Origin of the sequence: Streptomyces jeddahensis (assembly GCF_001642995.1) — a bacterium.
GTDB classification, from domain to species: domain Bacteria; phylum Actinomycetota; class Actinomycetes; order Streptomycetales; family Streptomycetaceae; genus Streptomyces; species Streptomyces jeddahensis.
In genome coordinates, this window is record NZ_LOHS01000050.1 from 20,822 (window position 1) to 33,319 (window position 12,498).

General features: G+C 71.2%; 11 protein-coding genes. 6 read left to right on the forward strand and 5 right to left on the reverse strand.

The window, feature by feature from the left end:
- Positions 1-45: 45 nt before the first annotated feature.
- The 4 genes from STSP_RS06915 to STSP_RS06930 all read right to left on the reverse strand — a co-directional run bounded on the left by STSP_RS06915 (position 46) and on the right by STSP_RS06930 (position 4,204).
- Complete coding sequence (locus STSP_RS06915) at positions 46-1,314, reverse strand: DegT/DnrJ/EryC1/StrS family aminotransferase (RefSeq protein ID WP_078066942.1); 1,269 nt, start codon at positions 1,312-1,314, stop codon at positions 46-48.
- A gap of 127 nt (positions 1,315-1,441) precedes the next feature.
- Positions 1,442-2,575 (reverse strand): GNAT family N-acetyltransferase, encoded by a 1,134-nt coding sequence (locus STSP_RS06920; protein WP_067273536.1) that lies wholly within the window; start codon positions 2,573-2,575, stop codon positions 1,442-1,444.
- A 207-nt stretch (positions 2,576-2,782) separates the two neighbouring features.
- Positions 2,783-3,658: a polysaccharide deacetylase family protein gene (locus tag STSP_RS06925; RefSeq protein WP_067273539.1), complete on the reverse strand. Its 876-nt coding sequence runs from the start codon at positions 3,656-3,658 to the stop codon at positions 2,783-2,785.
- Between the two features lie 39 nt (positions 3,659-3,697).
- Positions 3,698-4,204, reverse strand: a complete 507-nt coding sequence (locus tag STSP_RS06930; protein WP_408646239.1) for an ATP-binding protein — start codon at positions 4,202-4,204, stop codon at positions 3,698-3,700.
- Positions 4,205-4,289: 85 nt separating this feature from the next.
- Here STSP_RS06930 and STSP_RS06935 point away from each other — a divergent pair, with 85 nt between their 5' ends.
- The 3 genes from STSP_RS06935 to STSP_RS06945 are packed head-to-tail and all read left to right on the forward strand — an operon-like array spanning position 4,290 to position 5,934.
- Positions 4,290-5,114 carry a helix-turn-helix domain-containing protein gene (locus STSP_RS06935; protein WP_067273541.1) on the forward strand — a complete coding sequence of 275 codons (825 nt, stop codon included), beginning with the start codon at positions 4,290-4,292 and terminating at the stop codon, positions 5,112-5,114.
- Positions 5,114-5,353: a DUF397 domain-containing protein gene (locus STSP_RS06940; RefSeq protein ID WP_067273544.1), complete on the forward strand. Its 240-nt coding sequence runs from the start codon at positions 5,114-5,116 to the stop codon at positions 5,351-5,353. The genes STSP_RS06935 and STSP_RS06940 overlap by 1 nt, the downstream gene beginning before the upstream one ends.
- Positions 5,354-5,388: 35 nt before the next feature.
- Positions 5,389-5,934, forward strand: coding sequence for a glutathione peroxidase (locus tag STSP_RS06945; protein ID WP_198547281.1), 546 nt, complete (start codon positions 5,389-5,391; stop codon positions 5,932-5,934).
- Between the two features lie 43 nt (positions 5,935-5,977).
- Here the strand turns inward: STSP_RS06945 and STSP_RS06950 are convergent, their stop codons facing one another.
- Positions 5,978-6,286, reverse strand: a complete 309-nt coding sequence (locus tag STSP_RS06950; protein WP_067273545.1) for a trypco2 family protein — start codon at positions 6,284-6,286, stop codon at positions 5,978-5,980.
- A gap of 186 nt (positions 6,287-6,472) precedes the next feature.
- On the opposite strand from STSP_RS06950, the gene STSP_RS06955 reads away from it, so the two are divergent.
- From STSP_RS06955 to STSP_RS06965, 3 genes are read left to right on the forward strand one after another with little or no spacing between them, the layout of a single operon-like run.
- Positions 6,473-8,344, forward strand: a complete 1,872-nt coding sequence (locus STSP_RS06955) for a S1 family peptidase (protein ID WP_198547282.1) — start codon at positions 6,473-6,475, stop codon at positions 8,342-8,344.
- Positions 8,341-10,926: a tetratricopeptide repeat protein gene (locus STSP_RS06960; RefSeq protein ID WP_067273550.1), complete on the forward strand. Its 2,586-nt coding sequence runs from the start codon at positions 8,341-8,343 to the stop codon at positions 10,924-10,926. Before STSP_RS06955 ends, STSP_RS06960 begins: the two co-directional genes overlap by 4 nt.
- Entirely contained in the window at positions 10,839-12,488 is a 1,650-nt protein-coding gene (locus tag STSP_RS06965; protein ID WP_078066945.1) for a VWA domain-containing protein, read from the forward strand. Before STSP_RS06960 ends, STSP_RS06965 begins: the two co-directional genes overlap by 88 nt.
- Positions 12,489-12,498 lie beyond the last annotated feature (10 nt).

A 12,498-nucleotide genomic window follows, 5' to 3' on the forward strand; every position in this document is an offset into this window, starting at 1 on the left:
CTCAGGCTGAGTGCCGCGTCGGAAGTCGGAATATGGCGCAACGCATCACTGGCCCAAGGGTGCCGGTGGTGGCGTGATGTCCGGGACGGGTGTCGGGGCCGGGGTCGGATTCGCGGTCGGAGTCGGAGTCGGAGACGGGGGGTGCGCGGCCGTCGCCGCCTCCTTCATCAGGGCGTTGGCGACCTTGCGTGCCAGGAGTGGATCGGCCGGAAGCACGTGCGAGGCGAACCAGCGGGCGGCCGACGGGTCAGGAGACGGCTCGACGAACTCCTCGCCCGCGTAGTCGTCGAGCGGAGGGTCGTAGACGTACCCGGCGACCACGCCGTGCCGCACCAGACGCTCTATGAGGGCGTCGCGGTCGTGGACCAGGAGCGGAACCCGGAAGAGGGCAAGCCGGCCGTCGCGCGCGGCCCGGTCGCGGAGGGCCGGGGAGGCCCAGGCGGTACCCGAGAGCAACGAGACACCGGCCCTGCGCCGCACGAGGTCGCCGTCAAGCGCGGCCATCCGCAGCGCCAACGGCCCGTGGACCAGGGCCCCGTGGCGGGACCGGAAGCCGTGCAGGTCGACGCGGACCCACGGCTCGTACGCGGCCAGGCTCGGCGCCTCGCGCGCGGAGGCGGAGAGCCGCGGCGCGTGCAGGGGCATGCGGTAGTCGTCGCGCTCCAGCAGCCCGAGGCGCTGCATCGTCCGCCACACGGGACGCACCAGGTGGAGGGTGCGTACGGCTGAACGCGCCAGTGGCCGCAACGTCGTGGCCAGGTCGCCGTGGAGGCGGCGCGGCACCAGCAGATCGTCGCGCAGCAGTTCCAGCTCCCGCCGGGTGCGCGCGTCCTCGACGGCGAGGAAACCGCCGGCCATCGCCGCCACGTGCTTGGACAGGCTGAATGCCGCCGCCGTCCCGAACGTCCCGATCGGCTGCCCGTCCACGTGCGTGCCGATCGCGTGCGCCGCGTCCTCGATCAGCGGGATCCCCAACTGGTCGCAGCGACGCCGGAGTTCGACGACGCGGTCCGGCACCCCGTACAGGTTCGTGGTCAGGACGGCGTCCACGCTCCGCCAGGTCGACTCCGGTACGGCGGCCGGGTCGATGTTGCCGTCCCATACGGACACGGGGGCGAGGACCGGGCGCAGTCCCGCCGCGAGGACCACGAAGAGGATCACGTCGTCGTTCACCGGCGACATCAGTACCCGTGCGCCCGGCCGGCACCAGCGCCGCAGCGCCAGGTACAGGGCCAGCCGCGCCGAGGGCATGTAGACGCATTCGCGTCCGAGTCGCCGTGTCATCATCGCGGCGAGCCGCGATCCGTACGGCATCGTCACCTCTTCCGTCGAAGGGGTCGAAAGGTCAGAGGACCGGAGGGTCGGAGGACCGGAGAGTCGGAGGGTCAGAGGACCGGAGGACCGGAGGGTCGGAGGACCGGAGGACCGGAGGGTCGGAAGCTCAGCGTGCGTGGGGTCGCGCCCGGCCGGACTCCACCCGGCCCGACGTGCGCAGCGTGCCGACCGTCTTCAGCAGCCGGTCGGCCGGATCCCGCAGCGTGGGATGGGCCAGGACCGTGTTCCGCAGGCCGCGCACCGGTCGGCGCCACAGCCGGTGCGCCGCCGCGACCGGGTGGGGCCGGGTCGCGAATCCCTCGCCCACGCGCAGCTCGCGGGTCTTGAGCCAGTCCTTCCACTCCTTCTCGCCGCGTCCCAGATCCATGAGCCGCACGCCATCGCGGCCCGCGGCCTCGGCCATACGAAGGTGCATGATCAGCCCGGGCGAGTAGTAACGGAGCTCGGGGTCGTACGCGGTGAACCAGGCCGCGAACACCGTGCGCGATGTCGGTCCGAAGTGCGCGGCCACCGGCCGGTCACCGGCGTACAGCACGGACAGCACGCCGGTGAAGTGCTCCTCGCGGACGCGGAACAGGTGGTCCACCAGGTCCACGATCCACGGCCGCGCGAACCGGTCCATCCGTCCCGTCCTGCGGTACTGGGCGGACTTCCACCGCATGAGCGTGTGCAGAACCCGCGGGTCGCGCTCGTCGTAGACGAACCGCATCTCCCCCAGGTCGCGCGCCAGGCGTCGCTCCTTCTTCAGCGTCGTCTTGGCCAGCCCCGGGTACGCGCCCCGCAGCCACTCCGCGTAGCTGCCGTGGCCGCCGCCGACCTTCAGGTCGATCACCGGTGAGGGGAACGTCCCCGTGACGTATCTGCCGAAGGGCTTCTGCTCCTCGACGAGATGGTCGAACTCGAAGACGGACAGCCCGCAGGCCCGCAGCAGTTCCGAGATGTCCCAGGTGATCCCGGGGCGGCTCACGAGTCCCTGGCAGTCGGAGAGACCGAGGCCGATGGCCCGGCCGACGCCCAGGGCATTGCGCTCGTACGGGAAGAACCCCACGGGCTCTCCGCCCTCGTGCAGGACCGCCACCTGCGCCCCGCCTCGGTACCTGCCGATCCCTGCGGCGAACTCCGGCGCCAGGAACGGATTGGCGTTGGCGTTGGCGTGATCGGGCGACTCGTCCATCGCCCGGTGCCAGGCCCCGCGAAGGGACGTGCTCAGGTCCTCCGGTCTGTGGATCGTGATGTGCATGGGCGACCGCTCCCCCCGTTTCCCCCCGACGCGCTGTCCGCGTCCTTTCACCGCGTGGACGTCCCCACGTCCACGCGGTGTACGCACTCGTGCCACGGTCGACTCGTGCCACGGTCGACGACCGACGACCGAGACTCGAACCTTTCGGCAAGGGTCAAACGTCGCGAAGCAGCACGCACGCTGTCAAGGGTGCCTACCGCTTCGGGTTCAGAGGTAGTCGTCCAGTCGCGCCACTGTGAAACCCTGTTCCTGGATGCGCCTGAGCATGGTCAGTGTCATCTCGGTCAGCGTGGTTCCTCTGAGCTCTTCCGGTCCCCGGAAATGGGCGAGAATGATGTCGCCCGGGTGCAGCTTTCCGTCGCCCCGCTGATATCGCATGTTCGCGATCTGCATGGTTTCGCGCCACAGAACGATGGCTTCGATACCGCACGTTTTTGCGGCCGCGCGCGTGTCCTCATTCCAGTTTCCGTACGGCGGGCGGAAGAGTCGCGGAGACGTTGCGTATTCCTCGTTCAGTCTCCTTTGCTGACCACAGATCTCGTTCACCTGAGCCGGGTACGAGAGGGTGAGGAGATCGGGATGGGTCAGCGTGTGGTTCTGGATGCTGTTTCCGAGGGACTGCAGGGGCTTGAAATACGGGTAGCCGTTTCTGATGGCCGCGTCGGTGAGGAACATGGTGAAGGGGACGCGCAGCTCCCGCATCATCCGGAGGAACTCGGGGTCCTTCTCGGCACCATCGTCGAAGGTGAGAAAGACGACCTTGTCCTTTACCGGGATGTCACGGATCACCGGGACAGAGCCGAGAGCCAGCTTCACCGGCTTGGCCTGTGGCGGGGTGGGCGGCGCAGGCAGCGGTTCGAGTCCCCACTTACGGAAGGCGACTGCCCTGTGATTCTGGCCGGGGCCGGGCAAGGGCTTTTCCGAATCGGGTGAATCGGGTACGGACGGTGCTGAGGCTTCCCGTGTCGCAGCCGTAGTCGTAGTCGTCCGCGCCTTCTTCGCCGGCTGGCTCGACTCGCACCCGGACATGAGCATGCACATGGTTCCCACGGCGAGGAGAAGTACCGCTGCTCTGGCGCGCATGAGCGGACCGTATCGATTTCTGGAACGATGCGTCTCCGCTCAGCGGTTCCGACGTGGATCACCATCCCTGAAGGAAGTATTTTCCCTCATAGCATTCCACCCGATGCATTCCCACCGATCCCCCGGCCGATCGACGGCGAACTCACACCACACGATCTTGCCGGGGTCCCTTTCCGCCACACCCCACTTGTCCGCCACGGACGAGACGAGCAGCAGGCCGCGCCCCGACTCGTCCCCGGGCGCCACGACCCTCGGGTACCCGTCGCCACTGTCGTGGACCTCGATCCGCAGCACCTCTCCGTACGGCAGCAGGCGCAGCTGAAAACCACGGCCGGGCGGGACGCCGTGCAGCAGCGCGTTAGTGGCCAGTTCGCTGACGCACAGCAGGATGTCGTCGTACGTCCCGCCACGCACGCCCCAGTCGGCCAGCGCCGCCCGCGTGAATTCCCTCGCCGCAGGCACGGATTGGCGTTCGCGCCGGTAGAAGCGCTCACGCGCCGGTGGATTCTCGCTGTTCATGGAGCGAGGGTGACGCTCCGTGGTCATCATGGGGCAGTGAGCGAGCCCGTACGGATTTCTCGTACGGGTTCACAGCGGTGAACGTACGTCCTGTGGTGGGGAGTTGGTCGTCATGGACCCCAGGAAGCGCCCGCGGAAGAAGAATGCGTCGGCGATGAAGATGCTCGGTGCGCAGGTCGCCGCCTTCCGCAAGGCGGCCGGTCTCACTCAGCGTTCACTCGCCGAGCGCGCCCTCGTGGACGAGGAGACCATCGCCTCGATCGAGCAGGGCAGACGGCCGTTGAAGGAGGACCTCGCGGCACACCTGGACGAACTCCTCGATACCAGGGGTGTGTTGTCGGTTGCGGTGGAGAACATGCCCGAGGTGGATCTCATCCCGCGGTGGGCTGAGGAGTTCGTCGATCGCGAGCGGGAGGCGATCGCGATCTCCTGGTACGAGGGCCTGGTGCTGCCTGGCCTGTTGCAGACGGAGGCGTACGCGCGCGCCGTTTTCCGCAGCCGCATTCCCGTTTACGACGAGGACGAGATCGAGCAGCGCGTCGCCCGGCGTATGGAGCGGCAGCAGATCCTGCATCGCAAGGTGCCGCCGACCACCAGTTTCGTGATCTGGGAGCCGGTGCTCAGGGACCGTCTGGGCGGGACGGAGGTCTACGTAGAGCAGCTGCGTCGCCTGCGCAAGTGGGCCGAACTGCCCGGCCTCGCCCTGCAGATCCTGCCGCTGGGACGCAGCACCCACGCCGGGCTCGCTGGCCCGTTCGTACTGCTGGAGACGCCCGATCACCAGCGTCTCGCCTACACGGAGACCCAGCGCGGCAGTCAGCTCGTCACTGACCCGAATGAGGTGGCGATCCTGGCGCAGAAGTATGCGATGCTGCGGACGCAGGCTCTCAACTCCGAGGACACCATGGGCCTGCTGGACCGTCTGCTGGGGGAGTAATGAGCAGCGCACTGCACTGGTTCAAGTCGAGCTACAGCAGCGACGAGGGTGGCGCCTGCATCGAAGTCGCCTATCACTGGCGCAAGTCCAGCTACAGCGGCGACGAAGGCGGCAACTGCGTCGAGGTCTCCACCCACCCCACCGCCATCCACATCCGCGACTCCAACAACCCCGAAGGCCCCGTCTTCACCGTCCGTCCTGACGCCTGGACCGCGTTCGTGGGGCTCGCTCGTCGCTGAGCTCATGTCGTGCCCGGCGGAGTTAGCATCCGGGCATGACTGCTGACAACACCATGGAACACGCCGGATCCGTCGACGGATCCGGCTCCGTTTACGACGTCGAGATCGGGTCGCTGCAGGGCGGTTCCGCCGATCTCGGGCAGTACCGCGGGAAGGCCGCGCTCATCGTGAACGTCGCGTCGAAGTGCGGGCTCACGCCCCAGTACGCGGGGCTCGAGCGGCTGCACGAGCAGTACGCCGGACGCGGGTTCACCGTTCTCGGGGTGCCGTGCAACCAGTTTATGGGGCAGGAGCCGGGGACCTCCGAGGAGATCGCTGAGTTCTGTTCCGCGACGTACGGCGTGACGTTCCCGATGACCGAGAAGGTCGAGGTCAACGGGGAGGGACGGCACGCGCTCTACGAGCGGCTCGTCGGGTTCGCCGATGAGGAGGGGCACAGCGGGGACATCCGATGGAACTTCGAGAAGTTCCTGGTCTCCGGGGACGGTTCCGTGGTCGCGCGCTTCTCGCCGCAGACCGAGCCGGAGTCGGCGGAGGTCGTGGCGGCGATCGAGAAGGTGCTTCCCCTCTCTGCTGCCTGATCGCTCTCCCGTCTGGTCGGGTCCGGGGGCGGGGGCGGGGTGATCAGTCCCGCCCCACATCCAGCGTCCGGCCGTCCCCTCGGCGCGGCTGCAGCTCCACCTGGATGCGGTGCACCGTGTCGCGGGACAGCGTGCCGCCCGCTCCCGCCGTGACCACGCCGATGCGCAGGCCCGCCCGGCCGGACCCCTCTCGTCGTACCTGCACGGCGAACTCGAGGCTGACCCGCTCCACGTTGAAGCGCACCGGGCTGTCGGCGCCTCTGCGCTGGGCCTCCTCCAGTTCCTCGCGAATCTGGCTCATCACGTCGGCCAGACCTGCCACGGCCGCGTCGTCGTCGGTCCCGTGCCCCATCGCACTACCTCCCCATGCCCCTGCCTCATGCAGCTCAGGAGTCATTGTCCGACCCCGCACCTATCCTGAGGAAGCATGGAGGGGGAAGCGGACGAGGGCGTCCCGGGTGGCAACACCCTTTACGGTCATGGTGGTTGGCATCTTCACAGTCACAGCAGCTGGCGGGTGCGGCTGCGCCGCGGAGGCGTGTCCGGCAGCGGCAACGTGCTCGGGGCCGGCGTGCTGTTGGGCTCCGACCGGGTGCTGACCTGCGCCCATGTGATCCGCGACCCGGAGACGGGACAGCGCCCCGGCCGGGTACAGGTCGACTTCCCTCTGCTGCAGGGACTGCCGCGGACCGAGCGCCGCACGGCGACCGTGCTCGACGGTCACTGGGTGCCGCCGTTCGGGAAGGCGCAAGGAGATCTCGCGCTGCTCGTGCTGGACGAGCCCGCCCCGGTGCCGTCACCGGTCACCCTGCACCGGACACTGGACTACCGGGGCGCGCCCGTCCTCATCGACGGTTTTCCGGAGCAGCGGTCCGGCGGGCAGTGGCTCACGGGTGCCTGTATGGGGCCGGGCGGGCACGGGGACGAGCGGGTCCAGATCGATGTGGCGGATCCGCACGAGCCGGGGCGGCGGCTGACGGGCGGGTTCAGCGGGGCGGGCGTCCTGGAGGAAGGTACCGGCCGTGTCCTGGGCATCGTCGTGCAGGCCGATGAGCGCGCTGGATACGCCTACATGATTCCGGCGGCGACCGTCGCCAAGTACTTCCGCGACGTGGGCAGGGCCTATGTCACCGGGCCGCCCGCGGTCCCCGCCCGGCACACCGTGTCCCCGGACGCCGCCCGCGACGCCCGGCCGCACGGTCTGCAGCGCACCGTCATGCGCTGGCTGCACGAGGAGCCCGGCTGCTGGGACATCGAGGTGCTGTTCCTGCGCGATGACGACACGCGGGCGCGGGAGGCCCTCCACGTCGTGCTGAACATGGCTGACCGGGAGCAGTCGCCGCAGCTGTCGATTCCGCCGGTTCCGCCCGGTGGTCCGGCCACCGGCCCGACCACCGGCCCGGCCGTCGGCCCTGCCATCGACTCGGCCGTCGGCCCCGGTACCGGCGCTCCGCACCTGTCGCAGGCCGGGATCGAGCCCCGGGCGGGCAGCATCAGTCTGGTGCTGGACGTGACGGGTGCGTCGCTGGTGCGCGCCGAGCCGGAGCATCCCGCGGTCGGCGAGGCCCTGGCCGCCCTCCGGCACGAGCTGGCGCACTCGCGGCAGCGCGGCGCCCGCCCCGCCGTCGCGGTCCTCGGCGCCGACCTGTCCGCCACCGAGCCGGTCGCGGCCGTGCACGCCCTGCGGGAACTGGCCGACCGTGGCGCCCGATTACTGCTGGTGGTGCGCGACAGCGGCGACGGCGGCGGGAGCAGCGAAGGAGATGACGGTGGCGGTCTCAGGGGGCGCGGATTCGCGTACGAGCTGGCGCACCGGCTGCTGCCGGACGACCGCGCCGAGCGCTGGCTGGCGCGGATCGTCGACCGCGCCTCGCTGCTGGCCGCCACCGAGGAGCGCTCCAGGGAGGTGTACCGCCGGGTGGAGCGCCGCGTCGTCGATCCGCCCCGCCCGACGGCGTACGGGGCACGGGCCCGGCTGTGGACGGTGCAGCTCGCGAGTGAGGCGGGCACGGAGGTCCTTGAGAAGCTCTCGTACGCCGAACAGGCCGTGGAGACCTATCTGCTACGCGCCGAACGCGCCGAGCGGGAGCTGCGCGGCGTACTGGACGCGCATCTACGGCTACGCGGCCTGCTCGCCGCCCACCAGGCACGTCTCGACGGGCAGGGACTGGCCGAGCACCCCGACGCCGTCCGCGCCTTCGGCAGGGCGCAGCAGTTGCTGATGGGCGGCCCTTGCCCGCTCACCGACGCGGAGAGCGCGGTGGAGGCGTTCACCCGGATGGTACGCGGGCTCACGCGGGATGCGGCGCCGCGGGATGCCGCGCCGCGGGAGGCGGCTCCGCGGGAGGCCGATGCCGCCGATGCTGCGGATGCCGGGTCATCGGCGCCCGACAAGGCTGGTGAACCATGACGCCGTGTCCGCACCCCGGTTGCCCGGGCACGGTCACACCGTCCGGGTACTGCCGGGTCTCCGGCGAGCGCGTCGACCCCGTCGCCGGGCTCCACTCGTCCGCAGCGGTCCCGGGACGCTCAGCGGCGCTGGGACCCTCGGCGGCCCGGGCGACCAGCTCCTCCACTGTGCCGGAGCCGGACGGACCGGAGCAGTCCGAGCAGTGGTACGTCGTCCCCGGCCGCACCGCCGACGTCGAGCTCCCGGACGAGAGCCCGGATCCCACGCTGCTCCCCGAGATCAGACCGCGGGACGGGGCGGCACCCCCGGGCAAACCCGGCAAACATGGCACGCCTGGCACGCCCCGCACGCCTGGTACTCCCGGCGACCCGGAGGCCCAAAGCCCGCCGGACGCCCAAGGCCCCCGGGACACCCAAGGCCCCCGAGACGCCCCCGGCACCGGGGACCCGCTCAGCGGGCAGCTGCTCGCCGACCAATACCGCATGGTCAGGCTGCTCGGCCACGGCGGCATGGGCGAGGTCTATCTGGCCCTCGACACCAAGGTCGACGACCGCGAGGTGGCCGTGAAGTTCCTGCGGCCGGTGCAGGCCGCGGTCCCTCGGGGCGCGCTCGAGAAGGAGCGGCAGGCCTTCGCGGACCTCAACCACGAGGGCATCATCCCCGTGTTCAACTACGGGCATCACGAAGGCGTCGGGGACTTCCTCGTCCTGCCGTACGTGGACGGGCTCAACCTCGAAGAGGTGCGGGCGCTGGCGAGCCGGGAGCCCGAGCGGTTCGGGGGCGCGCGGTTTCACGAGTTCGTCCTCGCGTACGGAGTCCGCGTACTGTCCGCGCTCGAGCATCTGCACGCGCCCGAGCGGAGGAAGGTCTACGGCGATCTGAAGCCGCAGAACGTGATGCACGACGGCACCACCACCAAGCTCATCGACGTGGGCAGCATCCGGGGCGAGGGGGCGCCCGGCCTCACGACCACCGGTTATCGCGCGCCGACCGTGCCCACCGCGACAGGGGCGTCCACCAGCCAGGACGACCTGTTCAGCCTCGGCGAGACGCTGCGCAGCGTGTGCGGCCTTGGTGAGTCGCGGCTCGATCTCGCCGCGCTCGGCGCCCTGGACCGGCTCGCCTCGTCCGGCCCCGACGAGGTGACGGCCCGGGCCGCCCTCCGTATGACCACTCCTGCGCCCCAGGGCCTGGGGCTGGTCTCGCTCGCCCGGGTGCTGGCGCGCGCCACGCGCGAGGAACGGGCCGACCGGTTCGCGACGGCACGGGAGATGGAGGAGCAACTCCGGGGAGTCTTCCGGGAGTTGCGGTCGCTGCGGACGGGACTCGAGACGTTCGAGCCGTCGCCGCTGTTCCTGCAGTCGCCCTACGCCCTCGAGGGCGCGCTCGGCGTCGCGCCGCGGCTGTCGCGGTGGGCGGCTCCACCCGAGGACGACGGGCCGCGGGCGCCCCTGCACGCACCGCCCTCCGCGGCGGATGTGGCCCAGCGGCTGCCGGTGCCGCGGCCGGATCCGGACGACGCGCACCATGCCGAGCTCAGCCGTCTCTCCGACGCCGATCCGGCGGCGTTGCTGCAGCATACGAAGGGGTGGGCGGGCTCTGCGGAGGTTCATCTGCTGCGGTGCCGACTCGAGTTGAGGGTGGCGCTCCGGGCACCCGACTCGCCCGCCACGGAGGCCCAGTTCACCGAGCCCGATCTCGCCGACGCCGAACGCGAGTTGCGGCTTGCCGTCGAGGCCATCGGCGCCCGGCGTGCTCGGCACGACTGGCGTGTCGACTGGCATCACGGGCTGCTCGCGCTCGCGCGGGACCAGGTCGAGGATGCCCGGGACCTCTTCGACCGGGTCTACGCGGCGATCCCCGGCGAGTACGCGCCGAAGCTCGCCCTCGGCTACTGCGCCGAGCGGCTGGGGCGCCGCCATGAGGCGCTGACGTTCCACGAGGCGGTACGGCTGCGCAATCCGTCGCTGGGCGGCGCGGCGTTCGGCGTGGCGCGGGCCTGGCTGGCGCAGGGCGGTCCGAAGGCCGAGCAGCACGCCGTCGAGGCGCTGGACGCGGTGCCGCAGCACTCACGGCACCGCACAGCCGCCCGTACCGCCGCCGTGCGCATCGGGGTCAGCAGGGCGGAGGACGCCGGGCAGCTGGGCGCGGTGCTCCGGCGCCTCGCGCGGCTCTTCCACGAGCACGGCCTGACGGACGAGCAGGCCCGGGTGCGGATGAAGGCGGAGGTCTGGGAGGCCGCGCAGGACCTGCTGGCGCGCGACGCCATCGACGCGCGGCAGCTCGGTGCGCTGTCCGTCGCCCCGGACGCCGCACGGATCGGTTTCCCGGGCGACGAACGGCAGTTGCGCAAGGATCTCTCCCGGTTCTACCTGGGCCTCGCCCAGCAGGCGGCGCGCTCCGCCGCACCGGACGGTGCGCAGCTCGCCGAGCGGCTTCTGGACCGGGCCTACCAAGTCCGCCCGTACGCCTACCGACACCACAGGGACAGCCCATGGTTGGGGAAGAGGATCAGCAACTGGCTGCGGGCCGCGGCACGCACCCCGCCGAAGGTCCGGCCGCCACGATCGGACTCGAGGTGAGCCAGGTCGTCGAACTGCCGAGACCCAGACGGGCCTCCCCGCCACCGGCGGCGGCCCGGCCGGGGACGGCAGGCAGGGCGGGCCCGACGGGCGCGCCGGACGGCCTGCACGGGACGGGCACGGCGGGCCCGACGGGCACACCCGACGGCCCGCACGGGTCAGGCACGGCGGGCCCGACGGGCACACCCGACGGCCCGCACGGCACAGGCACGAGGCACGCGCCCGAGGCGCAGGACACCGCCCGTATGTACGCGGTGATCACGGTCTCCGTACGCCGTCGCCCCCGCGCCGCCCGACCTGCGCAGCACGCCGCGCCGCGTCTGGCCGAGGTGCTGCTCATCGACCACTCCTCCTCGATGGTCAACCCGCCGAGCCGGCTGGCCGCCGCCCGTGAGGCCGCGGCGGCCGCGCTCGACCGCATCCCGGACGGCGCGCGCTTCGCGGTCGTCGCCGGGCGGGACCGGGCCGCCATGATCTACCCGCAGCGGTTCGGGCTCGCGGTCGCGGACGCCCGCTCACGGGCCGACGCACGGATCGCCCTGCACGCATGCACCCCGGGCGGCGGCACAGCGATGGGCACCTGGCTGGAGATGGCGCGCCTGCTGTTCCGCGAACTCCGCGATGTGCCCGGCAAGGACGCCTTCGTACGGCATGCGCTGCTGCTCACCGACGGCCGGAACGAACCGGGATACGAGTCGCAGGACAAGCTGCGCGAGCGGGTCGAGACCTGTGCGTCGGAACCGTCGGAGTTCACCTGCGACGCCGTCGGCATCGGGGACGCGTGGGACACCGACGAACTCCTGCTGATCACGCGCGAGCTGGGCGGCCGGGCGAGCGCCGTGGGTGATCTCACCCGGCTGTCCGGCGAGTTCGCGGCGCTCACCGAGCGGGCCGCGGAGCGCGACATCACCGGGCTGCGGCTGCGCCTGCACCACCGGGCCGACGTCACACTGCACTCCTTCGAACAGGTGCATCCGACACGGCTCGCGCTGCGGCCGGTGCATGTCGACATGTCCGCGGTGGAGTCGGGGGCGGGCGGACCGATCGAGGAGTACGCCACAGCGGCATGGGGTGAGGAGACCCGCGACTATCTGGTCTGCGTCAGTGCTCCGTACCGCCCCGGGCAGCTGGGCAAGGTGCTCTTCCTCACCGAGGTGGAGGTCGACGTCGCCGGGCCCGGGGCGGACGACATCGAGCTCCCCGAGTCGGCCGCCGTGTTGATGCGCTGGTCGGACGAGGCGGATCTGTACAGCAGACTCGATCCGCGGGTCGCCCACTACCTCCACGAGGAGGAGTTGCACCGTACGTTCGAGCAGGGCTGCACCGCGCTCCGCACGGGGGACAGGGCCGCCGCCGAGGCCCACTTCGCCCGCTCCTGGACCCTGGCGACCCGCACCGGCGACACGGCCATGCAGGACCAACTCCGCAAACTCGTCGACGTACACAGTGGCGCGGCGGGCCCGGCCGTCCGGCTCCGCCCCGTCATCGAACGGTTCGACATCGAGGCGGCCCGCATCCAGGCGAGCACGAGCGTCCTGCCGGCAGTGGAGCAGGACCGGTGAGCGGTGGAGC